General features: G+C 69.5%; 25 protein-coding genes, 1 tRNA gene and 2 pseudogenes. 16 read left to right on the plus strand and 12 right to left on the minus strand.

The window, feature by feature from the left end; genetic code table 11:
- Positions 1-10 precede the first annotated feature (10 nt).
- Positions 11-796, minus strand: coding sequence for a dioxygenase (locus tag ACFY0U_RS13735; protein WP_388634731.1), 786 nt, complete (start codon positions 794-796; stop codon positions 11-13).
- 100 nt (positions 797-896) lie between these two features.
- On the opposite strand from ACFY0U_RS13735, the gene ACFY0U_RS13740 reads away from it, so the two are divergent.
- Positions 897-1,421, plus strand: coding sequence for a MarR family winged helix-turn-helix transcriptional regulator (locus ACFY0U_RS13740; RefSeq protein WP_388634733.1), 525 nt, complete (start codon positions 897-899; stop codon positions 1,419-1,421).
- Positions 1,422-1,536: 115 nt separating this feature from the next.
- On the opposite strand, the gene ACFY0U_RS13745 is transcribed toward ACFY0U_RS13740, so the two are convergent.
- Both ACFY0U_RS13745 and ACFY0U_RS13750 read right to left on the minus strand, forming a co-directional pair.
- Positions 1,537-3,078, minus strand: coding sequence for an MFS transporter (locus ACFY0U_RS13745; RefSeq protein WP_388634735.1), 1,542 nt, complete (start codon positions 3,076-3,078; stop codon positions 1,537-1,539).
- A 120-nt stretch (positions 3,079-3,198) separates the two neighbouring features.
- Positions 3,199-3,840 (minus strand): TetR/AcrR family transcriptional regulator, encoded by a 642-nt coding sequence (locus ACFY0U_RS13750; RefSeq protein ID WP_388634737.1) that lies wholly within the window; start codon positions 3,838-3,840, stop codon positions 3,199-3,201.
- Positions 3,841-4,113: 273 nt separating this feature from the next.
- On the opposite strand from ACFY0U_RS13750, the gene ACFY0U_RS13755 reads away from it, so the two are divergent.
- The 3 genes from ACFY0U_RS13755 (at position 4,114) to ACFY0U_RS13765 (ending at position 7,279) form a co-directional block, all read left to right on the plus strand.
- Positions 4,114-5,394, plus strand: a complete 1,281-nt coding sequence (locus ACFY0U_RS13755; RefSeq protein WP_388634739.1) for a M6 family metalloprotease domain-containing protein — start codon at positions 4,114-4,116, stop codon at positions 5,392-5,394.
- Positions 5,395-5,449: 55 nt separating this feature from the next.
- Positions 5,450-7,123 carry an IclR family transcriptional regulator C-terminal domain-containing protein gene (locus ACFY0U_RS13760; protein WP_388634741.1) on the plus strand — a complete coding sequence of 558 codons (1,674 nt, stop codon included), beginning with the start codon at positions 5,450-5,452 and terminating at the stop codon, positions 7,121-7,123.
- An 80-nt stretch (positions 7,124-7,203) separates the two neighbouring features.
- Positions 7,204-7,279 (plus strand) — tRNA-Arg (locus tag ACFY0U_RS13765).
- 54 nt (positions 7,280-7,333) lie between these two features.
- On the opposite strand, the gene ACFY0U_RS13770 is transcribed toward ACFY0U_RS13765, so the two are convergent.
- The 3 genes from ACFY0U_RS13770 to chvE all read right to left on the minus strand — a co-directional run bounded on the left by ACFY0U_RS13770 (position 7,334) and on the right by chvE (position 10,673).
- The gene (locus ACFY0U_RS13770; protein WP_388634743.1) at positions 7,334-8,557 is read right to left on the minus strand and encodes a PP2C family protein-serine/threonine phosphatase; all 1,224 of its coding nucleotides are present in this window, start codon (positions 8,555-8,557) and stop codon (positions 7,334-7,336) included.
- A gap of 99 nt (positions 8,558-8,656) precedes the next feature.
- Entirely contained in the window at positions 8,657-9,418 is a 762-nt protein-coding gene (locus ACFY0U_RS13775) for an IclR family transcriptional regulator (RefSeq protein ID WP_388634745.1), read from the minus strand.
- A 163-nt stretch (positions 9,419-9,581) separates the two neighbouring features.
- The gene (gene chvE, locus ACFY0U_RS13780) at positions 9,582-10,673 is read right to left on the minus strand and encodes a multiple monosaccharide ABC transporter substrate-binding protein (protein WP_388634747.1); all 1,092 of its coding nucleotides are present in this window, start codon (positions 10,671-10,673) and stop codon (positions 9,582-9,584) included.
- A gap of 329 nt (positions 10,674-11,002) precedes the next feature.
- Here chvE and ACFY0U_RS13785 point away from each other — a divergent pair, with 329 nt between their 5' ends.
- From ACFY0U_RS13785 to ACFY0U_RS13805, 5 genes are all read left to right on the plus strand, one after another.
- Positions 11,003-11,224 carry a hypothetical protein gene (locus ACFY0U_RS13785; protein ID WP_171145551.1) on the plus strand — a complete coding sequence of 74 codons (222 nt, stop codon included), beginning with the start codon at positions 11,003-11,005 and terminating at the stop codon, positions 11,222-11,224.
- Positions 11,225-11,296: 72 nt separating this feature from the next.
- Complete coding sequence (locus ACFY0U_RS13790) at positions 11,297-11,440, plus strand: hypothetical protein (RefSeq protein WP_388634749.1); 144 nt, start codon at positions 11,297-11,299, stop codon at positions 11,438-11,440.
- Between the two features lie 240 nt (positions 11,441-11,680).
- Positions 11,681-12,361 (plus strand): glycoside hydrolase family 11 protein, encoded by a 681-nt coding sequence (locus ACFY0U_RS13795; RefSeq protein ID WP_388634751.1) that lies wholly within the window; start codon positions 11,681-11,683, stop codon positions 12,359-12,361.
- Positions 12,361-13,035, plus strand: coding sequence for a polysaccharide deacetylase family protein (locus ACFY0U_RS13800; protein WP_388634753.1), 675 nt, complete (start codon positions 12,361-12,363; stop codon positions 13,033-13,035). The genes ACFY0U_RS13795 and ACFY0U_RS13800 overlap by 1 nt, the downstream gene beginning before the upstream one ends.
- A 119-nt stretch (positions 13,036-13,154) precedes the next feature.
- Positions 13,155-13,919, plus strand: a complete 765-nt coding sequence (locus tag ACFY0U_RS13805; RefSeq protein ID WP_388634755.1) for a hypothetical protein — start codon at positions 13,155-13,157, stop codon at positions 13,917-13,919.
- Positions 13,920-14,003: 84 nt separating this feature from the next.
- Here ACFY0U_RS13805 and ACFY0U_RS13810 read toward each other — a convergent pair whose 3' ends face one another.
- Genes ACFY0U_RS13810 through ACFY0U_RS13820 form a run of 3 tightly spaced genes read right to left on the minus strand, consistent with a single transcriptional unit; the run spans position 14,004 to position 15,256 of the window.
- Positions 14,004-14,387, minus strand: coding sequence for a peptidase inhibitor family I36 protein (locus ACFY0U_RS13810; protein ID WP_351682887.1), 384 nt, complete (start codon positions 14,385-14,387; stop codon positions 14,004-14,006).
- 45 nt (positions 14,388-14,432) lie between these two features.
- Positions 14,433-14,894, minus strand: coding sequence for a hypothetical protein (locus tag ACFY0U_RS13815; RefSeq protein ID WP_388634757.1), 462 nt, complete (start codon positions 14,892-14,894; stop codon positions 14,433-14,435).
- Positions 14,891-15,256, minus strand: coding sequence for a hypothetical protein (locus ACFY0U_RS13820; RefSeq protein ID WP_388634759.1), 366 nt, complete (start codon positions 15,254-15,256; stop codon positions 14,891-14,893). Before ACFY0U_RS13820 ends, ACFY0U_RS13815 begins: the two co-directional genes overlap by 4 nt.
- A 125-nt stretch (positions 15,257-15,381) precedes the next feature.
- Here ACFY0U_RS13820 and ACFY0U_RS13825 point away from each other — a divergent pair.
- From ACFY0U_RS13825 to ACFY0U_RS13835, 3 genes and pseudogenes are all read left to right on the plus strand, one after another.
- Positions 15,382-15,496, plus strand: a pseudogene (locus tag ACFY0U_RS13825) (cold shock domain-containing protein); the annotation flags it as partial.
- Positions 15,497-15,755: 259 nt separating this feature from the next.
- Positions 15,756-16,112 carry a hypothetical protein gene (locus ACFY0U_RS13830; RefSeq protein ID WP_388634761.1) on the plus strand — a complete coding sequence of 119 codons (357 nt, stop codon included), beginning with the start codon at positions 15,756-15,758 and terminating at the stop codon, positions 16,110-16,112.
- Positions 16,113-16,119: 7 nt separating this feature from the next.
- On the plus strand, positions 16,120-16,359 hold the full coding sequence (locus ACFY0U_RS13835; protein WP_388634763.1) for a hypothetical protein: 240 nt from the start codon (positions 16,120-16,122) through the stop codon (positions 16,357-16,359).
- A 66-nt stretch (positions 16,360-16,425) separates the two neighbouring features.
- On the opposite strand, the gene ACFY0U_RS13840 is transcribed toward ACFY0U_RS13835, so the two are convergent.
- Both ACFY0U_RS13840 and ACFY0U_RS13845 read right to left on the minus strand, forming a co-directional pair.
- Positions 16,426-17,664: a DegT/DnrJ/EryC1/StrS family aminotransferase gene (locus tag ACFY0U_RS13840; protein WP_388634765.1), complete on the minus strand. Its 1,239-nt coding sequence runs from the start codon at positions 17,662-17,664 to the stop codon at positions 16,426-16,428.
- A gap of 111 nt (positions 17,665-17,775) precedes the next feature.
- On the minus strand, positions 17,776-18,885 hold the full coding sequence (locus ACFY0U_RS13845) for a GNAT family N-acetyltransferase (RefSeq protein WP_388634767.1): 1,110 nt from the start codon (positions 18,883-18,885) through the stop codon (positions 17,776-17,778).
- 184 nt (positions 18,886-19,069) lie between these two features.
- Between ACFY0U_RS13845 and ACFY0U_RS13850 the strand changes: the two genes are divergently transcribed.
- The 4 genes and pseudogenes from ACFY0U_RS13850 to ACFY0U_RS13865 all read left to right on the plus strand — a co-directional run.
- Positions 19,070-20,056: a TIR domain-containing protein gene (locus ACFY0U_RS13850; protein ID WP_388634769.1), complete on the plus strand. Its 987-nt coding sequence runs from the start codon at positions 19,070-19,072 to the stop codon at positions 20,054-20,056.
- A gap of 1 nt (position 20,057) precedes the next feature.
- Positions 20,058-20,477 carry a hypothetical protein gene (locus ACFY0U_RS13855; RefSeq protein WP_388634771.1) on the plus strand — a complete coding sequence of 140 codons (420 nt, stop codon included), beginning with the start codon at positions 20,058-20,060 and terminating at the stop codon, positions 20,475-20,477.
- Positions 20,478-20,626: 149 nt separating this feature from the next.
- Positions 20,627-21,460, plus strand: a complete 834-nt coding sequence (locus tag ACFY0U_RS13860) for a Scr1 family TA system antitoxin-like transcriptional regulator (RefSeq protein ID WP_388634772.1) — start codon at positions 20,627-20,629, stop codon at positions 21,458-21,460.
- Positions 21,457-21,567 (plus strand): annotated as a pseudogene (locus tag ACFY0U_RS13865) (DUF397 domain-containing protein); the annotation flags it as partial. The gene ACFY0U_RS13860 and the pseudogene ACFY0U_RS13865, both read left to right, overlap by 4 nt.
- Here ACFY0U_RS13865 and ACFY0U_RS13870 read toward each other — a convergent pair.
- A complete protein-coding gene (locus ACFY0U_RS13870) occupies positions 21,532-22,770 on the minus strand; it encodes an MFS transporter (protein WP_388634774.1) in 1,239 nt (412 codons plus the stop codon). The pseudogene ACFY0U_RS13865 and the gene ACFY0U_RS13870 sit on opposite strands and share 36 nt — an antisense overlap.
- Positions 22,771-22,806 lie beyond the last annotated feature (36 nt).

Below are 22,806 nucleotides of genomic sequence, written 5' to 3' on the forward strand. Positions count from 1 at the left end.
CCTGATGCCGTCAGCCGAACTGCACCGACCGCTTCGCCAGCCCCAGCCAGAACCCGTCGATCACCGACTTCTGGTCGCCCAGCTCACCGGCCGCGTCCGCGGCCCCCATCGTCACGAACAGGGGTGCGAAGTGCTCGGTGCGCGGGTGGGCGAGACGGCCGGCCGGGGACTTGCGGAGGAAGTCGAGCAGGGAGTCCACGTCGCCCTTGTCCAGCGCGTGGTGCCCCCAGTCGTCGAACTCCGCCGACCAGGCGGGGATGCCGCCCTGGCGCAGCGCGGCCAGGTTGTGGGTGAAGAACCCGGAGCCCACGATCAGCACGCCTTCGTCGCGCAGCGGCGCGAGCTTGCGGCCGATGTCCATGAGCTTGACGGGGTCGAGGGTGGGCATGGAGATCTGGAGGACCGGGATGTCGGCCTCGGGGAACATCTCGACGAGCGGGACGTAGGCGCCGTGGTCGAGGCCGCGGTCGGGGATGTCCTGGACCGGGACGCCGGGGGCGCGCAGCAGCTTGCGTACGGACTCGGCGAGCCGCGGGGCGCCGGGAGCCTCGTACTTCACCTTGTAGTAGTGCTCGGGGAAGCCCCAGAAGTCGTAGACGAGCGGGACGGTCTCCACCGCGCCGAGGGCGAGGGGGGCCTCCTCCCAGTGGGCGGAGACCATGAGGATCGCCTTGGGGCGCGGGAGGTCGGCGGACCAGGCGGCGAGTTCGCCGGGCCAGATCGGGTCGTCGGCGAGGGGCGGGGCGCCATGGCTGAGGTAGAGCGCTGGCATGCGTTCCTGGGTGGCGGCGGACATGACGGCGGCTCCCTCCGGAGGGTGTTGCTTGAAGTCTAAAACGTCTGATGAAAAAAGTGTACGTCGAACTTGTTTAACATTCAAGGAGAGCTCTCGTACGATGGGAAACATGAACACGGCATCCCCATCTCCGACCACCGAAGAGCCGCGCTGGCTCACCGCCGAGGAGCAGCTCGTGTGGCGCTCCTACCTGCACGCCACCACTCTTCTCGAAGACCACATGGACCGCCAGCTCCAGCGTGACGCGGGCATGCCGCACATCTACTACGGCCTTCTCGTCAAGCTCGCCGAGTCCCCGCAGCAGCGGCTGCGCATGACCGAGCTGGCCATGCACGCGAAGATCACCCGCTCCCGGCTCTCACACGCCATCGCCCGCCTGGAGAAGAACGGCTGGGTCCGGCGCGAGGACTGCCCCTCCGACAAGCGCGGCCAGTTCGCGGTGCTCACGGAGCAGGGCCGGGAGATGCTCGCGCAGGCCGCGCCGGGCCATGTGGCCGTCGTACGCAACGCCGTGTTCGACCGGCTCACCCCGGAACAGCAGAAGTCCCTCGGCGAGATCATGCAGATCGTCGCCGAGGGACTTCAGCCCAACGAAGCGGGTGCGGACCTGCCCTGGCTCCGCTGAGCCGCTCACTCAGCGGAACCAGGGCAGATCCTGGGGTTCGTACGTGCGGAGCGTCCCCATCCCCGTACGTACGAACGGCCCGAAGGGGTACGACCCGGAGGCCGTCGTCAGTGACTCAGTGAGCCACGACCGGCACCGGCAGCTCGTCCTCGGCGCCTTCGCCGGAGCCGGTGACCACCGAGGTGTCGGGCTTGCCGGAGTTGACGAGGACCACCACGATGACCGCGGCCAGCGCCAGCATGCCGACGGCGAACCAGATCGCGTTGGTGTAGCCGTGGACCATGCCCTCCAGCTGGACCAGCTGCTGCTGCGAGCGGGAGCCCGCCGAGCCGATGTGGTCGGCGATGTAGGAGGTCGTGGCCGACGCGGCGATCGTGTTCAGCAGGGCCGTACCGATCGCGCCGCCCACCTGCTGCGAGGTGTTGACCATCGCGGAGGCGACACCGGCGTCGCGGGGCTCGACGCCCAGGGTGGCCAGGGACATGGCGGGCATGAACGCCGTACCCATGCCGAGACCGAGCAGCAGCATCGCGGGCAGGATGATCGAGGCGTACGACGAGCCGATCTCCAGCTGCGTCATGAAGAGCATGCCGATCGCGGCGACCAGGAAGCCGGGGCCCATCAGCGCGCGGGCCGGCAGCCGGGTCATCAGGCGGGTGCCGATCTGGGTCGAGCCGACCATCATGCCGACGATCATCGGCATGAAGGCGAAGCCGGTCTTGATCGGCGTGTAGCCCTTCACGATCTGGAGGTAGTAGGTCAGGAAGAGGAAGGTGCCGAACATCGCGATGATCGCGATACCGAGCGAGAGGTAGACACCGCCGCGGTTGCGGTCGGTGACGACGCGCAGGGGCAGCAGCGGGGCCTTGACCTTGGCCTCGGTGATGACGAAGGCGATCAGCAGCACCGCGGAGGCGACGAACATGCCCACGGTCACGGAGTCGCCCCAGCCCTCGGACTCGGCGCGGGTGAAGCCGTAGACCAGCGCGACCAGGCCCAGGGTGGAGAGCAGGACGCCGGGGATGTCGAGCGGGTTGCGGTTGCGGCCGCCCTCGGGCTCACGGATGACGAAGTACGCGCCGAGCGCGGCGACGATCGCGAACGGGATGTTGACGAAGAACGTCCAGCGCCAGTCCATGTACTCGGTCAGCACACCACCGAGGATGAAGCCCACGGCGCCACCGCCACCGGCGATCGCACCGTAGATGCCGAACGCCTTGGCACGCTCCTTGGCGTCCGTGAACATCACGGCGAGCAGGGAGAGCGCGGCGGGCGCGAGCAGGGCACCGAAGACACCCTGGAGGGCGCGGGCGCCGAACATCATCGCCTCGTTGGTGGCGGCGCCACCGAGCGCGGAGGCCGCGGCGAAGCCGATCAGACCGACGACGAAGGCGTTCTTGCGGCCCCACAGGTCGGCGATGCGGCCACCGAAGAGCAGCAGACCACCGAAGGCGAGGGCGTAGGCCGTCACGACCCACTGCCGGTTGCCGTCGGAGATGCCCAGGTCGGTCTGGGCGGAGGGCAGGGCGATGTTCACGATGGTCGCGTCGAGGACGACCATCAGCTGGGCGAGCGCGATGAAGATGAGCGCTTTCCAGCGGTTGGGGTCGCCGGTGACGGCGGCCGAGCCGGGAGCCTTGGCGGCTGTTTCAGACATGGAGGTACCCACTTCGGGACTTCGTGACGGAAAGAAGGAGTGTCAAGGGGACGGTCCGTCGTCAGTGACGGCCGGTGAAGGTCGGTGCTTTTGACTGCTGTGGAGCTCTGAACTGATCGGTCAGGCCTGGCGCAGGTCCTCCATGGTCATGGCCGTGCCCGGCAGGACGGATCGGGCCGGGGCCCGCAGTCCGTCGAGGAACAGCTGGAGATGGCGGTGGACGAAGCGGTCGGTGTTCTGGCACGCGGCACCGAACGGGGGCCGGCTGAGCTGGGCCACGACGATCATGAGGTCGCCGGACTCCACGTCGGTGCGGAGCTGTCCGGCCGCCTTGGCGCGGTCCATGAGCTCCACGATCAGCTCCTCGCAGCGCAGTCGCGCGGCCTCCAGGTCCGGGTGGTTCTGGTCGAAGGTGCTCTGGATCATCGGGCACAGCGCGCTGACCCGTTCGTCGGCGGAGGTGTGCACGAAGCGTTCCAGGGCTTCGAAGGCGTCCCCGGTCTCGGCGAGCGCGAGCTCGGCCGCCTCCGTCGTGCGGTCCATGACCGAGCAGACGACCTCACGGACCAGCGCGTCGCGGTCCGGGAAGTTGCGGTACACCGTGGCGTTTCCGACGCCGGCGCGGCGCGCGATCTCGTCGAGCGGCACGTCGGGGCCGAACTCGGTGAACATCTCGCGGGCGGCGGTGACGATGCGCTCCCGGTTGCGCAGGGCGTCGGCGCGGGGCCGGGTCGCCTTCTTCTGCACAGTGGTCGCGGTCACGGTGTGCTCCTCGGGCAGATGGTTCGCGATCCGGGGAGGCTCTCCCCGCTTCGCGCGGACACAGGTCTAAACGGGGAGACGCTCCCCGGTTATTTCAGGTTGAGGGAGAGTTTTCATGTGACCTGAGTCACAAGCCCTGATCCAAGAAACCCACGTTCGGTCTCCTCCAGCGCGCGCCCTCGCATCCCTCGACACAGGGTGATCGAAAGGGTGCAGCCCGTGGCCCCACGGTCCCCGTGGACCTGCGGCTGCCGTGGACGGAGAGGGCCGTGCATGCAGCAGACCAGCCGTCGGATACGCCCGCGCCGTGTGGCCGCCCTCGTGTCCGTGACCGCGCTGACGCTCGGGGTGTGCACCTCGGCCGGCACCGGACACCTCACGACCCTGCCGACGCCCGCGGGAGCCGGACCGATCGCGCTGGCCCGCAGCTCCGCCCACGGCCCCTGCATGATCCGCGGCGGCAGCGCGGTCCAGATGTCGGAGGGCGTGCCCACCCCCGGCGGCTACTCCCGCTCCACCGGCACCGTCCGCGCCCTCACCCTGATGATCGACTTCTCGGACGCGCCGGGCCGGGGCAGGGCCCAGAGCCGCTTCGACGAGTTCTTCCCGCAGACCCAGGACTGGTTCCGCACCAGTTCCTACGGCCGTCTCGACTACCGCGCCGAGACCCCGATCCCCGGGTGGCTGCGCATGCCGAAGCCCTTCGCGTCGTACGGCATAGAGCGCGGCGCCCCCTTCGACCCCGGCTACCGGGATCTGGTCCAGGACATCGTGGCGGCCGCCGACCCGAAGGTGGACTTCCGGTCGTACGACTTCGTGAACGTGCTGGTCACCCCGAACGCCGGGCCCTCCGCGCTGGACACGGTCCTGTCGGTGACCTTCGCCGGCAACCCCGACGCCCCGGTCGCCGACGGCGTCCCGGTCGCCAACGCGTCCTTCGTCTACTCCCGCCAGGACGACGGCTCCGGCTCCTACGCGCAGACCGGCTACCGGGTCCTGCCCCACGAGAACGGCCATGTCTTCGGCCTGCCCGACCTCTACACGGCACAGGGCGGCGGGTCGGTCGGCCACTGGGACATCATGAGCGAGGACTGGGGCGCCAACAACGACCTCCTCGGCTGGCACAAGTGGAAGCTGGGCTGGCTGGACGCGTCCCAGGTCAGCTGTGTGACGACGCCGGGCACGACCGAGTACACCCTGACCCCGCTGGCCCGCGCGGGCGGCGCCAAGCTGCTCTTCGTCCCGGTCAGCGGCCGCACCGGGTACGCCGTCGAACTGCGCACCCGCGAGGGCAACGACGAGGCGGTGTGCCGGCCCGGCCTGCTGATCTACAAGGTCGACGCGGACGTGGACACCGGCATGGGCCCGGTCACGGTCTACGACTCCGAGCGCGACAGCGGCGGCTGCACCCGCAGCCCGAACGTCCACGCGGAGCTCTCCGACGCCCCCTTCGTCCCCGGCGAGGACTTCGAGGACCGCCGGAAGGGCATCCGGATCACGGTGGCGGGGGCGGATCTGGCCGGGGACTACCGGGTGCGGGTGACGCGGCGGTAAGGACGGGCAGGTCGGGATTACGGTAGGCCTCCTGCGACCGCCGTACGGAGAGCCGATGCCCGCGAAGACGACCATGGACGCTGTGCCCGGCTCCGCCGCCGTACCCGCGGAGGCGGTCACGCCGCTGATCCGCGGTGTCGCCGTGCTGCGGGAGCTCACCGAGGCGGGCGGCACCCTGAGCCCCAGCGCACTGGAACGCGCCACGGGCCTCGCCCGCTCCACGGTCGACCGCATCACCTCGACGCTGGCCCGCATGGGATACGTCCGCCTGGACGGCCGTGACGTGCTCCTGGCCCCCCGTCTGATGGAACTCGGCAACGCCTATCTGGCCGCCCTGCGTCTGCCTGAGCTGCTGTCCGGGCGGGCGGACGCGCTCGCCGACGAGCTGGACGAGTCCGTGTCGCTGGCGGTCGCCGACCGCGACGGCATCCGCTTCATCCACCAGGCCACCCGCCGCCGCGCGATGTCCCTGAGCTTCCGCATCGGCGACCTGCTCCCGGCCGAACGCACCGCGCCCGGCGCGCTGTTCGCGGCGGAGTGGGACGAGCCGCAGTGGCGGGCGTGGCGCGCCCGCCGGGCGGCGGACCCGCGCGACCAGGGCTTCCCGGCCGTACCCCCGCGCGAACACGGCGATGTCGAGGGGGAGTTCGAGCGACGGGCGCGGGAGACGGAGTCCACGGGCTGGGCGCTGGACGACCAGTTGATCGAACCGGGTCTGGTGGCGGTCTCGGTTCCCGTACGGGATCCCCGCACCGGACGGATCGCGTGCGCGGCGAGCGTGGTGAGCCACACCAGCCGGCACACCGCGGCCGGCCTGCGCGACACGCTGCTGCCGCGGCTGCGGGCGGCGGTGGCGGACATGGAGCGGGAGCTGCGGGAGGCGGAGCCGTCCGTCACCGGGGCCCCGTCGGGGCTGGCGACCTGGACCGGGGCGTCCAAGCAGGAACTCGGCAGGGAGTTCATCGAGTCCCTGGCCCGGGGTCTGACGGTCCTGACCGCCTTCGGCGAGGGCCGGGCCTCCCTGACCCTCACGGAGGTCGCGAAGGCGACGGGCCTGGCGCGGGCGACGGCACGCCGGGCGCTGATCACGTACGAGCACCTGGGCCTGGTGACGGCGACCCCGCACCGCACGTTCACGCTGACCCCGCGGGTGCTGTCGCTGGGCTTCCCGCCGCTGTCCCGCACGTCCCTGCCCGAGATCGCGACACCGCACCTGGTGGGACTGGCGTCCCGGATCCACGAGTCGGCGTCGCTGGCGATGCTGACTCCTCCCGGCGAGGAGATCCAGTACACGGCGAGGGTGGCGACGAACCGCGTGATGAGCGTGAACCTGACGGTGGGCACCCGCCTCCCGGCGTACGCGACCTCCATGGGCCGCGTACTCCTGGCCGACCTCCCCGCCCCCGAGCGCGCACTCGGCGACCTGCGCCCCCTGACCTCCCGCACCCTGACGGACCCCGAGGCCCTCGCGGAGGTCCTCGCCGACGTACGGCACCAGGGCTACGCCCTCGTCGACGAGGAACTGGAGGAGGGCCTGCGCTCGATCGCGGTCCCGGTGCGGGACCGTACGGGCCGGGTGGTGGCGGCCCTGAACACGGCGATGCACACGACGCGGCGCACTCCCGCGGAGTGCGTGAGCGACCTGCTGCCGGAACTGCGCGCCACGGCGACCGCGATCGAGCGCGACTTCCACACCGCCGGGAGGTTCACCCGCGTACCGACGTCCTGAGCCCCGCCAGGCACCAGCCGAACCACCCCGGCCACCCGCTACACTGACCGCGGTGCCACAGACCTGCCGGTCGGCACCATGCCTTCGTAGCTCAGGGGATAGAGCACCGCTCTCCTAAAGCGGGTGTCGCAGGTTCGAATCCTGCCGGGGGCACCACGCATGGCTCTGCTCGGCCTCGGACTCCTCGTCCGGGGCCGTTCGCATGAGTGCTCAGCGGGCACCGCGTACGACCGAACCCGAGCTGGGGTTCGTCTCCCAGGGGGACGCCGGTTCGGGGACGGTGGCTTCGTCCGGGGAGACGGCCGGTTTGCGGAGCAGGAGCAGGGCCGCGTCGTCGTGCAGGCGTCCGCCCACATGCGCCAGCAGCTCGTCGTGGAGCGCGGTGAGGGTGTCGGCGGGCTCCTCGTGGATGTGGCGGGCCAGACCCTCGGCGAGCGGGTAGAACTCACGGCCGTGGTCGCGGGCCTCGGTGACCCCGTCGGTGTAGAGCAGCAGTTGATCCCCGTCGGCGAAGGGCAGCACCTGGAGGCTGGGGGTCTCGCCCGTGAGGGCGCGCAGTCCGAGGGGCGGGGCAGGACGGGCGGGCTCCACCGCCACCACGGTGCCGGAGGCGCGCACCAGCAGCGGTGGCGCGTGTCCGCAGTTGACCACCTCCAGATGGCCTGCCCGCGGGTACCCGGCGACCACGGCGGTGACGAAGTCGTCGGAGCCGAGGTTGCGCGCCAGGCTCCGCTCGATCCTGTCGACGACGGCGAAGAGATCGGGCTCGTCGTAGGCGGCCTCACGGAAGACACCGAGTACGAGTGCGGCGGTGCCCACGGCCGGCAGTCCCTTGCCGCGTACGTCGCCGACGATCAGCCTGACCCCGTACGGGGTGGGCACCAGCGCGTAGAAGTCCCCGCCGATACGGGCCTCCGCCGCCGCGGCGCTGTAGCGGACGGCCACCTGGAAGGGGCCGACAGTCGCCGGGACGGGCTTGAGGAGCGCGTGCTGGGCGGTCTCCGCGACCGAGCGGACGGCCGCGAGCACCCGTTCACGACGCCCCCGCAGCGCGCTGGCGAGGCCGCTGGCCAGTGTGACGGCGGCCAGAGCGGACAGTACGGCCGTCAGCTCATGTCCCGGAACACCGTCCCGGGTTCCGAGCGTAAAGCCCAGCACGGCGGCGAGAAGGCCGACGCCGAGGACTCCGCGCGGCGCGCTGGTGGTGGCGGCCAGCGCGGGCCCTGCCGCGAGGAGCGGCAGCCAGATCGTCCCCGCTCCGCACGCGATGTCGACGAGCACGACGACGCAGACGATCAGCACGGGCAGTACGGGTGCGGCGGCGGCCAACTGCGCGGCGGCACGTTTCCGGGCCGCCGACCCGGCACCGGACGCCCGGTTCCTGAACGGGCGTATCGGCCAGTGGTCGCCACCACGGTCTCGGGCGTGACTCATGCTTCGTCCGTAGTCCTCACCTGCGCGCGGGGCGCACTCCCGAAATGTCTCTTTCATTCAGGAAACGGGTTCGGCTCGGGCGCCACAAGGAGAGGATTTTCAGATAGTGAGCGAGAGGCCCCTGGTCACGCGATTCGCGGTCGGGATCAGCCGCTCCAGGATCTCCTCGAGTCGGGAGAGCTGGTCCGCCCGCAGGGAGACGCCGAGTGAGCCGAGGGTGTCCCCGCTGTAGACGGGCACGGCGACACAGACCGTACCGAGGGCGTACTCCTCCAGGTCCGTGACGGCCGGCGCCACGGGTGAGGAGTCGAGCCGCCGCAGCAGTTCCGGAGGGCTGGTGATGGTCCGTGGTGTGAGGTCGGCGAGGTGGTGCCGGGAGAGGTAGTCCTTGCGGGCCTCGTCGTCCAGTTCTCGCAGCACCGACTTGCCGAGCGCGGTGGCGTGCCCGGCGTCCTCGAATCCCACCCAGAGGTCGACACGGGGCGCCCGGGGGCCGTCGACGATCTCGGCGACCCGGATCTCGCCCTCCTCGTAGAAGGTGAGGTAGGCGGCGGTCGCGAGCTCGTCCCGCAGAGCGGCGAGCGTGGGGCGGACACGGCTGAGCAGCGCCTGCCCGCGGCCCGTGGTGTGCAGCGTCTGCAGCTTGTCGCCCAGGACGAACCCGCCGTCGTCCAGCTTTCGTACGTATCCGTCGTGGACCAGCGTCCGCAGCAGGTGATAGGCGGTGGCCAGCGGCAGCCCCGTCTCGCGTGCCAGCTGCTTCGCCGGCGCGCCGTTCTCGTGTGCGCTCACCGCCTCCAGCAGGCGGAAGGCCCGCTGCACGGAAGTGATGAGCGTAGGGCCACCCTCGTGAGCACCCATACGACCAGCCTGCGCCGAGCACACGACGCAGGCAAGCCGCGCGGCGGTTGTGGTCCGGTGCTGCCGTCCGGGCAACGGCAGCCACGCGCCGGATCAGGAATCAGGCCGCGGAAAGGCCCCGCGTCGATCATGGTCCGGGGCCTTTGCCGTCAAGGCGGCGCCGCTATTTGAGCTCGGCGGCCGTGAAGTACTCGTCCGAGATCAGCACGTCGTAGTTGGACTTGTCGACGCTCGTCGGCTGGAGCAGGACGGCGGGCACGGGCTTGACGCCGTTCTTGTAGGTGACGGAGTTGTCGATGGAGACCACGCGGTCGTTGAGGATCTCGTCGACCATGTTCGCGGCGGCGTCCGCGAGCCGGCGGACGTCCTTGTAGACGGTCTGCGACTGGCCGCCCGCGATGATCGACTTCACCGAGGCCAGTTCGGCGTCCTGGCCGGTGACGATGGGCAGGGGCTTGAGGTCGGTGCCGTAGCCGTCCAGGTTCAGCGCGGCCAGGACGCCCCGGGAGATGCCGTCGTAGGGCGAGAGGATCGCGTCGACCTTCTTGCCGCTGTAGGACCCGTTGAGGATGTCGGTCATGCGCTTCTGCGCGGTGGGTCCGTCCCAGCGCAGGGTGGTGATCTTGTCGAGTTCGAGCTGGCCGGACGGGACGACCAACTGCTTGCTGTCCAGGAACGGCTGGAGGAGCGCCATCGAGCCGTCGAAGAAGTACTTGGTGTTGTTGTCGTCGGGGGAACCGGCGAACAGCTCGATGTTGAACGGGCCCTCGCCGTCCTCCAGGCCGAGCTTCTCGATGATGAAGTGGGCCTGCATCCGGCCGACCATCTCGTTGTCGAAGGAGACGTAGTAGTCGACGTCCTTGGTGCCGAGGATGAGCCGGTCGTAGGCGATCACCGGGATCTCCGCGGCGGCGGCCTTCGCCAGCACGCTGTTCAGCGACTTGTTGTCGATGGCCGCGATGATCAGTGCGTCGACGCCCTGCTGGATCAGTTTCTCGATCTGTGCGACCTGGGCCTTCGGGTCGTCGTCGCCGTAGACCAGCGTGGACTTGTACTCCATGGTCTTCAGGCCCTGGACGAGGGTCTTGCCATCGGTGAGCCAGCGCTCGGAGGCGCGGGTCGGCATGGCGATGCCGACGGTGCCGCCCCCGGAACTCCCCCCTGAAGTGCCCCCGGAGGTGCCCTCGTCCTTGCCGCAGGCGGACAACGGGAAGGCGAGTAAAGCTCCGGCGAGCACGGCTCTTCGATTGAGCATGGTGATCGTTCCTTGTTCTTCTCGTCGTTGAGGAGATGGCGGCACATCGCGGTGTGGACAGTCAAAGGCGAGTGCAGCCGGCGGACCTCACTCAAAGCCGTTCGAAATGTCGTCGCATGATCGGAATATTGGCGAGGACAGTAAGGGGAGGGGCACGAGGTGTCAACGGTACGAACAGGAACGGTTACAGAAAGGCGCGACCAGAGGGGCTGGTGAAGGGGACAGGGGCCCTGGTGGCGACCGGGCCGTCCGCAGGAGTCATCAAAGCGTCGTCACTCCGATATGGACGACCGCCCCGCGCGACCGCGCGCGGGCGCATACTAGGCACAATGACAAAGCCATCAGCACCGAAGCGTCACTTGCCCACCAGCCCCTTCAAGGCCCCGGTCGCGCCACCGCTCAAGGTGTTCGCGGTCGGTGACCAGGTCACCCATGACATGTACGGTCTCGGCCGCGTGATCGGCATCGAGGACGGAATCGCGGCGTTCGTCGATTTCGGTTCGGTGCAGCAGCGGATCCTGAGCCCGTACACCAAGATGAGCAAGCTGTAGGACCGCGGTGCCCACTCAGGGCACAGCGGCTCTCTTCATGGCTCCGCACCGAACGGAACATCTCTCATCGACGTGAACTCGCTGTTCTCCGCCCCGGAAGGGTCGCCCAGCTCCACCGCCGCGGCCTCGCCGCCCCCGGCGACGAACCCCTTCCAAGCCCCGGACTTCGGGGAGGACGAGACCTTCCTGATCGAGGACGTACAGACCTCCTCTTGATCGGAAAATCTTCGAAACATTCGTAAAGTCGAAGCCCTGCCGTGATCTTGCCCAGGCAGGCACTGTCGATCAGTCTCGGTGCGACACCTTCAACAGGGGCACTGAGCAGGCAAGACGGCCGTACCGGCATCCTCCTCCTCGCTCGAACGTTTCGAAACAATTACCGAAACCATTGACAGTTGTCAGGGTCACTCCAAAGCTGTCGATGACCGAGCTACTCGACGAGGAGGAAGCAGGCACATGACCGACGCACCCGCACCCATGAGCCGCAGGACGTTCGTCAGCGGTGTCGGTACCACCGCGCTCGCCGTCGCGGCCGGAGTGGCCCTGCCCGGGACCGCGCACGCGGACACGGTGATCACCACGAACCAGACCGGGACGAACAACGGGTACTACTACTCGTTCTGGACCGACGCACCGGGCACCGTCTCCATGACGCTGAGCTCCGGTGGGAACTACCGCACCTCCTGGAGCAACACCGGCAACTTCGTCGCCGGAAAGGGATGGAGCAACGGCAGCCGCAGGACCGTGAGCTACTCGGGGTCCTTCAACCCGTCCGGCAACGCCTACCTGTGCCTCTACGGCTGGACGTCGAACCCGCTCGTCGAGTACTACATCGTCGACAGCTGGGGAACCTACCGGCCGACGGGGACGTACAAGGGCAGCGTCACCAGTGACGGCGGGACGTACGACATCTACCAGACCACCCGGTACAACGCCCCGTCCGTCGAGGGCACCCGCACCTTCAACCAGTACTGGAGCGTGCGGCAGTCCAAGCGGACGGGCGGCGCCATCACCACCGGGAACCACTTCGACGCGTGGGCCCGCGCCGGGATGACCCTCGGCAGCTTCCGCTACTACATGATCATGGCGACCGAGGGCTACCGGAGCAGCGGCAACTCCAGCATCACGGTGGCCTGATGAGGACCCGGGCGCACCTCCCGTTACTGGCCGCCGCCGCTCTCGCCGCCGCAGGCACCCTCACCGTCCCCACCGCCGCCTCCGCGCGGGCCGCCGCCTGCACCGGATACGTCGGACTCACCTTCGACGACGGCCCGGGCAGCGGCACCACCGCCCTGCTCAACTCCCTGACCCAGAACGGCCTCAGGGCCACCATGTTCAACCAGGGCCAGTACGCCGCCGCCTCCCCGGCTCTGGTCAGGGCGCAGGTCAGCGCGGGGATGTGGGTCGGCAACCACAGCTACACGCACCCGCATCTGACCCAGCAGAGCCAGGCCACGATCGACTCGGAGATCTCCCGCACCCAGCAGGCGATCGCGAACGCGGGCGGTGGCACACCGAGACTGTTCCGGCCGCCGTACGGCGAGACCAACGCGACGGTGAGGGCCGTAGCGGCCAGATACGGGCTGACCGAGATCATCTGGAACGTCGACTCGCAGGACTGGAACAACGCCAGTACCGACGCGATCGTCGCGGCGGCGGGCCGGCTCACCAACGGGCAGGTCATCCTCATGCACGACTGGCCCGCCAACACCCGCGCGGCGATCCCGCGCATCGCCCGGACCCTGGCCGCCAAGGGGCTGTGCGCCGGGATGATCTCCCCGACGACCGGCCGCGCCGTGGCCCCGGGCTGAGCGGACGACCCGCGGCGGCTGACCGCCGTACGCGGGGATGTCGTATCCTCACCGCACCTGCCGTGCCGTGACCTGGGGGGTTCCAGGGTCGGCGGCCGGCTCGAAGCAGATGGGGATCCATGCGTGCAGCAGTCATGGGCGCCGCTCTCGGCGGCGCCCTCCTCCTTGCCGGTTCCGCGCTCACCGCGCCGGTCGCGTACGCGGCCGAGACGGGGGTGGTGATCGAGAAGGTGTCGGTGAACGGTGGCAAGTCCATCGTCTTCGGTACGTCCCGCACGGAGTCGTTCACGATCGCGGTGACCGTCTCCGACGACTCCGGCATCAGCAAGGACCTCGCGTTCCTGGCGATCGAGCGCGAGAAGGGGGACGACTACTGGTCGTTCCACGGCAAGCCCACGTGCACCGTCACCAGCGCCACGACGTCGAACTGCAAGCTCGACGTCGAGCTGGAGAAGGACATCGACCTGCCCCGCAACACCCTCGCGGGGCCCTGGGACGTGTACGTCCAGTTCCAGGCCAAGGACGGTGACTACTACGGGGGCGTCTACCAGACCCACCCCGTGAAGCGGCGGGCCACGCTCGGTGTCGACGCCTCGCCCGAGCCCGTCGCCAAGGGCAAGACGATCACGGTCACGGGCAAGCTGGCCCGCGCCAACTGGGACAAGTACGTGTACGCCGGCTACACCTCGCAGCCGGTCAAGCTCCAGTTCCGCCCGAAGAACAGTGCCACGTACACCACGGTCAAGACCGTGACGAGCGACAGCACCGGCAAGCTGCGGACGACCGTCAAGGCCGCCCAGGACGGCTACTGGCGCTGGAGCTTCAGCGGGACCTCGACGACCGCCGCGGTCAAGGCGACCGGCGACTTCGTCGACGTGCGCTGACGTATCCCGTACGGCCGAGGGCCGGTCCGGCGGGTCGGGAGACCTGCCGGACCGGCCCTTGCCGTTGCCGTTGCCGTTGCCGGTTCAGCAGCCCATGGACCACACATGGGCGTCACCGCGGTCGTTGGCCGTGGCGTTGTAGCCCACCTCGTCGCCGGGGCGCAGGCAGATCGTCATGGCGCCGCCGGTGGAGGGGAACTGGATGGCGGACTCGTAGACCTTGACGTGGTCCTTGACGCCGGGTCCGGAGATGCCGTGGTTGGCCCAGGAGGAGTCGGTGTCGGCGATCCAGCTCTCCCACCACTCGTCGTCGCCCGAGGCGTTCATGCGCTGGCCGCCGAAGTTGGCGTCGGTCCAGACGCAGAAGTTGCCGCTGGGGCAGCTCGCCGCGGAGGCCGGGGTTGCGGTGGTCAGGCTCGCCGCGGCGGCGAGCAGGGCGGCCGCCACGAGGGCTGCGGACTGCTTCATGAAAGGTGCCTTTCCTTGGGTTGCTTGTGGTCGGTCTCGGGTGGTTCAGCGGTGGTGGGCGGCGCTGAGCAGTGCTCGTGCCTCGGTCAGCGCGTGCGCGCGCAGCTGCCGGTAGGCCGTGCGATCCCGTGGCGGGGCCTGGGACTTGAGGTTGTTGACGAGCGTCACGGCCCGGAACCAGCGGCGCTGGTCGCCGTAGAGGCGGCGCTCGGCCTGGGCGAGGCAGCCGTCGGTGTGGTGGGCGACGACGAGACCGCCGGGCAGCTTGACCGACAGCTCGGGCCGGCCGGTGCCGAACAGGGCGCTGTCCACGCGGGTGCTCGGGGGCGGGCCGCCGGGGCGGGGCGGGGTGAGGCCGCGGTCGGTCAGGCAGCGGTCGGTGAGCAGGAGTTGGGCGGCCTTGAGGGTGTCGTCCGGGGTGAGCGAGACGGCCGGTTCGCGGGGCGTGCCGCAGGCCGTCGTGAGCGTGGCCAGCAGACACGCCACGGCCGCGGTCCGTCCCCTCACCCCGGCTCGCAGTCGGCGTGCGAGGTGGTGTCGACCGCGTCGAGCTTGTCCCACCACTCCCAGTTCTCGGAGTAGTCGCCGCCGCGGATCACACGCTGGAGACAGGGGCCCTGGGCGGGGAAGTGGAGGGCGTACACGGTCGTGTCGACCTGGGAGCTGAACGACCGGGCGTGCCGCAGCACCCGGTCTTCGGGTACGGCGAAGCCGCCGCGCGCGGGGTCGTAGCACCAGCCGCCGCCCGGGCCGGTCTCCCCCGGCTCGGGCCAGAAACAGACGTGGCCGGGCAGGGCGGAGGCGGGGGTGGGGGCGATGGCGGGCACGAGCGCCGCGCACAGCAGGGCGAGGGCAGCCGAACGTCTCAAGGGGACCTCTGGGGACGGGTGTTGGACGGTGCACGCGCTGCCTTCCCGGCCACCTGCCCCACTACACACCGTGAACACGAGCACCACTCGTTACGGTGAGTAGTCGTATCGCGCGTACTCGACACCCCGGCTTCCGCACCCTCACCCCCGGCCAACAGGTCGAACTCCAGTGGGAGGCCCGGGCTTGAAACAGGACGGCCACGACTACCGCGCGGTCAGCATCCACCTCGCCCCGCCTGACACACCGCAAGGTTTGACGCTGAACGTTCCTGCAGGTCAGCCCACCTATCCCTTGATCACCTGTGGAGGTGAATCACCCGCAACCACTCCAACTGGTTCGACCGAGCGGCGGTTGTCCCGGTACTTGTCGGAACACCAGAAGGCGACCGCCTTGGTCACGCAGTACTTAACCCGCCTCATCACCGCTCTTGCCACCGCAGGGGGACTCGTTCTCGGCGCCTCAACGAGTGCACACGCCACGGCGATCGGATCGACTCCCGTGCGTACCTTCGAGTACAGCGTGGGAGGCGTGACAATGAAGGTTCCGACGGGATGCATGTTCACGCATGTCATCCGCGGAAGCGGCAAGAAGATCACGTACCAGAACGCAGGTGTCGACTGCGCGTTCGTCGCGGCACTCAGCAGCGGTTTCTGCAATTGGCGCATCGATTTCACCGACTCCGACACGAACAATCGCACCTACCGCACGTCCCGCGGCAGGACGCACAGCGAATGCAAGATCGACCCGATGCGGAACAACTCGCCGCAGAGGCTGCCTCGTTATGGAAAGGCGTGCGCACACCTCTACGTCACAGGTGTGCGGCGAGTGAGTCAATGCCACCACATCACGAAGTGAGCCGGTCATGATCGAGCACCAGAGGCAGCAAGCGGGCCATGTGGACGAGGCGCGACGGCGCAAAGTCGGGATCGTCGGGTTCATCGTGGGGTTCGTGGCCGCACTGGCCTTCTTCGCGTTCTTTCCCGGGCTGCCGCACGTGATCGACTGGGGCGCCATTCTCGTGTCCCTGGCAGCGGGGCTTCTCGTGCGGTGGGGCTGCCAGTCCTGGGTGGTGAGGGCGGCCGGGCGCCCTGACAGCGACTGAGGGGACCTGGGCCTTGGGGCCGTGGTCGTCGGGGCCCGGGCCGATCGCGGTCCGGGCCCCGCCTGTTCACTGTCCCAGCGGTGCCGGGGGTGTGGTGTCCGGGATTGGGGTCGGGGGTGCTGGGGTCGGGGGGTGGGCTGTTTTGGTGCGTTCCTTGGTCAGGGTCTTGGTCAGTTTGCGGGCCAGGAGGGGGTCTGCCGGGAGGACGTGGGTGGCGAACCAGCGGGCGGCGGTGGGGTCGGGGGACGGGTCGACGAATTCCGGGCCCGCGTAGTCGTCCAGGGGTGGGTCGTAGATGTAGCCGGAGACGACTCCGTGGGTGACGAGGCGTTCCGCGAGGGCGTCGCGGTCCTCGACCAGGAGGGGGACGCGGAACAGGGGCAGGGGGCCGTCGTGGGCCGCTCGGTCGCTGAGGGCCGGGGAGGCCCAGGGGGTGCCGGAGAGCAGGGTGACGCCCTCTCTGCGGCGGGAGAGGTTCTCGTCCAGCAGGTTCATGCGCACGTTCAGGCCTGCCCGGACCAGTCGCCCGTGGCGGGCGCGGTAGTCGTGCAGGTCGACGCGGATCCAGGGGTCGTACGGGAGCAGGCTCGGGGCCTGGTGGGCCGAGAGCGACAGCCTCGGTGCGTGCAGGGGCATGCGGAAGTCGTCGCGTTCCAGGAGCCCCAGGCGTTGCATGGTGCGCCAGGTGGGACGTACGAGACGCAGCGCGCGGACCGCCGAACGGGCCAGGGGGCGCAGGGCCGTCGACAGGTCCGTCCTCAGCCGCGCCGGCGTCAGCAGATCGTCCCGCAGGAGCTCCAGCTCCCTGCGCGTCCGCGCGTCCTCGACCGCCAGGAAGCCGCCCGCCATCCCCGCCACATGCTTGGAGAGACTGAAGGCCGCCGCCTTGCCGAACGTCCCGATCGGCTGCCCGTCCACATGCGTGCCGATCGCATGCGCCGCGTCCTCGATCAGCGGAATCCCCAACTGCTCGCAGCGCTCACGCAGTTCGACGATCCGGTCCGGCATCCCGTACAGGCTCGTCGTCAGCACCGCGTCCAGACCGCGCCAGGTGGACTCCGGTACCGCCGCCGGGTCGATGTTGCCGTCCCAGGGCGACACCGGCGCCTGCACCGGGCGCAGGCCGGCCGCGAGGACGACGAAGAGGATCACGTCGTCGTTCACCGGGGACATCAGGACCCGGCCGCCCGGGCGGCACCAGCGCCGCAGGGCCAGGTAGAGGGCCAGTCGCGCCGAGGGCGTGTAGACGCATTCCCGTCCGAGCCGCCGAGTCATCGTCGCGGCGAGCCGCGATCCGTACGGCATCGTCACCTCTTCCAGCAAGGAGTCATGAAGGGGTCGGAGCCCGCGAGAGGGATCTCCGAAGGGGCATCCGGGAGCGCCGTACGCGCTCGGATGCCGTGCTGGACGACCGGTTCAGCGCGTCTTCGCGCGCAGCCCGCCGACCGTCTTCAGCAGACGGTCCGCCGGCTCCCGCAGCCGTGGATGCGCCAGAACCGTGTTCCGCAGGCCCCTCACCGGTCTGCGCCACAGCCGGTGGGTCGCGGCGACCGGGTGGGGCCGGTACGCGAAGCCCTCGCCGACGCGCAGTTCACGGGTCTTGAGCCAGTCCTTGTACTCCTTGTCGCCGCGCCCCAGATCCATCACGCGCACACCCCGCCGGCCCGCCGCCTCCGCCATGCGCAGATGCATGATCAACCCCGGTGAGTAGTAGCGCAGTTCGGGGTCGTACGCCGTGAACCAGGCCGCGAACACCGTGCGCGAGGTGGGGCCGAAGTGGGCCGCGACCGGGCGGTCGCCGGCGTAGACGACCGACAGGACGCCGGTGAAGTGCTCCTCGCGCACCTGGAAGAAGTGGTCGGTGAGACCGACGATCCAGGGGCGGGCGAAGCGGTCCATACGGCCCGTGCGGCGGTACTGCGCCGACTTCCACCGCATCAGCTGCCGCAGCATCCCCGGGTCCCGCTCGTCGAAGACGAACCGCAGCTCACCGAGGTCGCGGGCCAGCCGGCGTTCCTTCTTCAGCACGGTCTTGGCCAGCCCCGGATAGGTGCCGCGCAGCCACTCCGGATACGTGCCCTCGGCAACCTTCAGGTCGACGACCGGGGAGGCGAACGTCCCGGTGACATACCGGCCGAGGGGTTTCTGCTCGTCGACCAGATGGTCGAACTCGAAGACCGACAGACCGCAGGCCCGCAGCAACTCCCCCGTGTCCCAGGTGACTCCGGGCCGGTGGACCAGCGCCTGACAGTCCGAGAGGCCGAGACCGATGGCCCGGCCGACACCGAAGGCGTTGCGTTCGTACGGGAAGAAGCCGACCGGCTCCCCGTGCTCGTGCAGGACCGCCACCCGGGCCCCGCCGCGATACTTTCCGACCCCGGCCGCGAACTCCGGTGCCAGGAAAGGGTTTCCGAAGTCGGGCGACTCGTCCGTCACCCGGTGCCAGGCCTCGCGGAGCTCTCTGCCCAGCTCCTCGGGTCTGTGGATCGTGATCTGGTCTCTCATGGAGTTGCTCATGGATCGCATGGGCGACCGCTCCCCCCAGTTCCCCCCATGACGCGTCTACCGCGTCCTGCCACGCGCACATGTGCGGTGAGGCTCAAACGTCGCGAAACAGTACGCAGGCTGTCAAGGGTGCCTGTCGTAACGGAACCGCACGGAGTGGGAGGTTCCGTTCCCTTCGCGTTTCCGCGGCCCTTACATTGATCTCATGGCCGCGCCCGTTCCCGATGTCCGTGTGCTCATCTCGTACTCGCACGACGGCGACGCACACCGCAAAGCGGTCCTCAACCTCGCGAACCGGCTCCGTCATGCCGGCATCGACGCCTGGATCGACCAGTTCGAGGAGCACTCGCCGCCGGAGTCCTGGCCGGACTGGATGCGGCGGGAGCTGACCAAGGCCGACTTCGTGCTGGTCGTGGTCACCGAGGTCTATCTGGAGCGGTTCAACCGGGACTCCGCGGAGGGCGTCGGGTCCGGGGTGAGATGGGAGGGCGGGCTGATCACCGCCGGGCTGTATCACGGGCGGCGGGACAAGGCGCGGTACCTGCCGGTCGTGCTGCGGGAGGAGGACCGGCGGCTGATCCCCGTGCCGCTGAACCTGACGACGTCGTACGTCGTCGGCGAGACCGGTGACGGGGATCTCGCACCGCTTCTCCGGGTGCTGCGCGGGAGCCCCAATGCTGTTCCCGTGACGCTCGGTTCACTGCCGGAGGACGCGGCCCGGGACTGGCAGGTCGATCTGTATCTGGGAAATGTGCGGGAGGTCTGGAAACGGCTCTCCCCCGATCTCCGCCTCGCGCTCGCTCAGGACTGGCTCCTCGCCAACTCCGGTCATCCCGAGGTCCGGGGACATGACCGGGACGAGCTCGCGGAGGCACTTGCGGAGGAGCAGCCGCAGCACGTGCTGTCCGCGTTGTTGCTGGAGGGCAGGGTGGAGGTGCTGCGTGGTCACTACGCCGCCATGAACCCGTCCTCCTGGGGCCCCGTCGCGCATCCGCGGCGGATCGGGCTCGACCACGCGATCGTGGAGATGACCTCTTCCGACGGCGGCTCACCTTCGCCGGAACGGTCGTTGCTGATGAGGAAGGTCGGTCGTGAATGGGTCGTGGCCAACTTCCGGGCGGCGTATGTGATTCCGGGGTGGCCGCCGCGGCAGGAGGAGATACCCGGAGCGTTGTCGGACGGGGGGATGTGACATGGCGGAAGCCGAGTTCGTGCAGGGGATGACGCCGTTCCTGAGGGAGTCGCTCGGGGTGTACGGCGATGGGGTGCTGACGGGTGAGGCCGCGGTCGGCGCCTCGGGTACGGCGGCGGAGGTCGGGCGGGGGTTGCTGCGGGCGACGTATCGGCGGGTCGACGAGCGGGGGCGCGAGGGATTGTCGGAGGCGGTCCAGGAAGCCTCGGCGGAACCGGGGAACGAGGACGCGCTGGGGGTTCTCCGCCAGGAGATCCGACGGGCGCTGCGGAACCATCCCGAGCTGGAGCGGGAGTTGGCGGCGCTGTTGCCAAACGGGGGTACGACCACGGTCATCGCGTCGGGGGATCGGTCGATCGCGGCGGGTGGGAACATCGGGGTCGCCATCACCGGTGATGGGCACGGTTCATCGAAGCGATGAGCGAGGAAGGGGGCCGGGACGTCCGCGTCAGCGGGTGAGTCGATCCACGCGCGGGTCGTCGTGCTGTCGAGACCGGCGGCGACCCGTACAAAATTCTTGTACGGGTGACAACGGGTGAACGTACGCCGCTCAGTGGGGAGTTCATCCGCATGAGCAACAAGAGCCGCAGCTCGCGGATGAGGAAGAACGCGTCCGCCGTGAAGATGGTCGGGAGTCTCGTCGGCACGTTCCGGCGGGCGGCGGGGATGACCCAGGTGGCGCTCGCCGAGCGGGTGGGTGTCGATGAGGAGACCATCGCCTCCATCGAGCAGGGGAGGCGGACGCTCAAGGAGGACCTGGCTGCCCTGCTGGACGAACTCCTCGACACCAAGGGCGCGTTGGTCGTTGCGCTGGCGCACCTGCCAGAGGTCGATCTGTTCCCACGGTGGGCCGAGGAGTACATCGACCTGGAGCGAGAAGCCCTGGCGCTCTCCTGGTACGACAACCAGGTGCTGCCGGGTCTGCTCCAGACCCCGGCCTACGCGCGGGCCGTCTTCCTCAACGACGTCCCCGCGCTCACCGACGACGAGATCGAGCAGCGGGTCGTGGCACGGATGGAACGCCAGGAGATCCTCCACCGCAGGGTGCCACCGACCATCTGCTTCGTCATCTCCGAGGTGACCGTGAGGGACCGGCTCGGCGGTGACGAGGTCTACTACGAGCAGGTGCACCGCCTGCGTGAGTGGGCCGACCTGGCCGGCGTCACGCTCCAGATCATGCCTGTCGGGCGCGACTTCCACGCCGGTCTCGTAGGACCCTTCACCGTCATCGAGACCGTCGACCACCAGCGCATCGGCTACACAGAGGCACCGCGCCGAGGTTGGCTGATCGCAGACCCCGACGAGGTGTCCTCTCTGGATCGGAGGTATGCGATGCTGCGATCCCAGGCTCTCAACCCCCAAGAGACCAAGAGCCTGTTGGACCGTCTGGCAGGAGAGCAATGAGCACCGCACTTCACTGGTTCAAGTCGAGCTACAGCAGCGACCAGGGCGGTCAGTGCCTCGAAGTCGCCACCTCACCCCACACCATCCACATCCGCGACTCCAAGCACACCAGCGGCCCCACGTTCACCGTCGCCCCCGACACCTGGACGTCGTTCCTCGCGCTTGCCCGCCGCTGAGAGTCCCAGCGTCACCACGACCGACCCGGCCGCCATCAGCGCCATCGCCGCGGCCGGGTACGTCAGTTCCGCCACCGTGCCCGCCAACGCCGCCGCCACCCCCTGCATCGTGAGCATCCCCGCCGACCGCAGCCCGAGCGCATGCCCCGCCATGTCATCCGGCGTGAGGGACATCAACCGCTCCTGCTGGACCAGGCTCGCGGCGAAGCCGACGTTGGAGAGGCAGACGGCCACGGCCGCGACGGCCACCGGGGGCTCCAAAGCGAACAGCAGGTACGGCGTCGCCAGCAGCAAGAGAAGCGGGGTAGCGAGGCCGGCGCGCCGCGCGGGGCTTACGAAGCGGCCCACCCACACGTCACCCACGAACATCCCCAGCGCCCCGCTCGCGAACAGCGCGCCCGCCGCCTCCGGGGCGTAGGAGACGTAGAGGGAATCGCAGCCCACGACCAGGCCATTGGGGATCCACAGGCCCAGGTAGGTGAGGCGGCGGGGGCGGGAGGACCACAGGACGGCGTTGTTGCGCCAGGTCGCCCTGACCGAGAGGCGGCCCGCGGAACGCGGTGGGCGGGCGGTCAGGCCCAGGCGGTAGCCCAGGGCCTGTGTCAGGTACAGCGCCGCCGCCAGGAGCAGACACGTACGCGGGGACAGCAGCGCCAGCAGCGCGCCGCCCATCGCGAAACCCAACACCTGCATCAGGCCCGAAGCCATGTTGAACATCGAACGCCCCAGCACGAAGCCGGACTTGGGGAGGATCTCGTTCAGCAGCCCGCCGGTCACTCCCCCGCCCAGCGACGCGATCAGGCCCTGTACCAGCACCACCGCGAAGACCGCCCAGACTGGCAGCCCGGGCACGGCCAGCACCGCCGTCAGGGCCGCGAAGGCGACTCCCATCCCGGCCAGCGTCGCCCTCGGAGGCAGCCGGTCGGCGCCCGAGAGGAGAAAGGTCGCGCCCAGGACCTGCGCCAGTTGCGGGCCGAACATGCTCATCGCCGCCAGCAGGGGCGAGTCCGTAGCTCGGTAGACCAGCGTGGCGAGGGACAGGCCGCCGATGGTCAGGGCCGCGTTGAAAGCGGCGTAGGAGAGGAAGAACGGGGTGAACTCCGGGGTGCGGAAGAGCTCGCGGTAGCTGCGCATGCGGGGAGTCTCGGAGCGATCACCGGCCGGTCGATA

Source organism: Streptomyces sp. NPDC001536 (genome assembly GCF_042894505.1).
Lineage (GTDB): Bacteria > Actinomycetota > Actinomycetes > Streptomycetales > Streptomycetaceae > Streptomyces.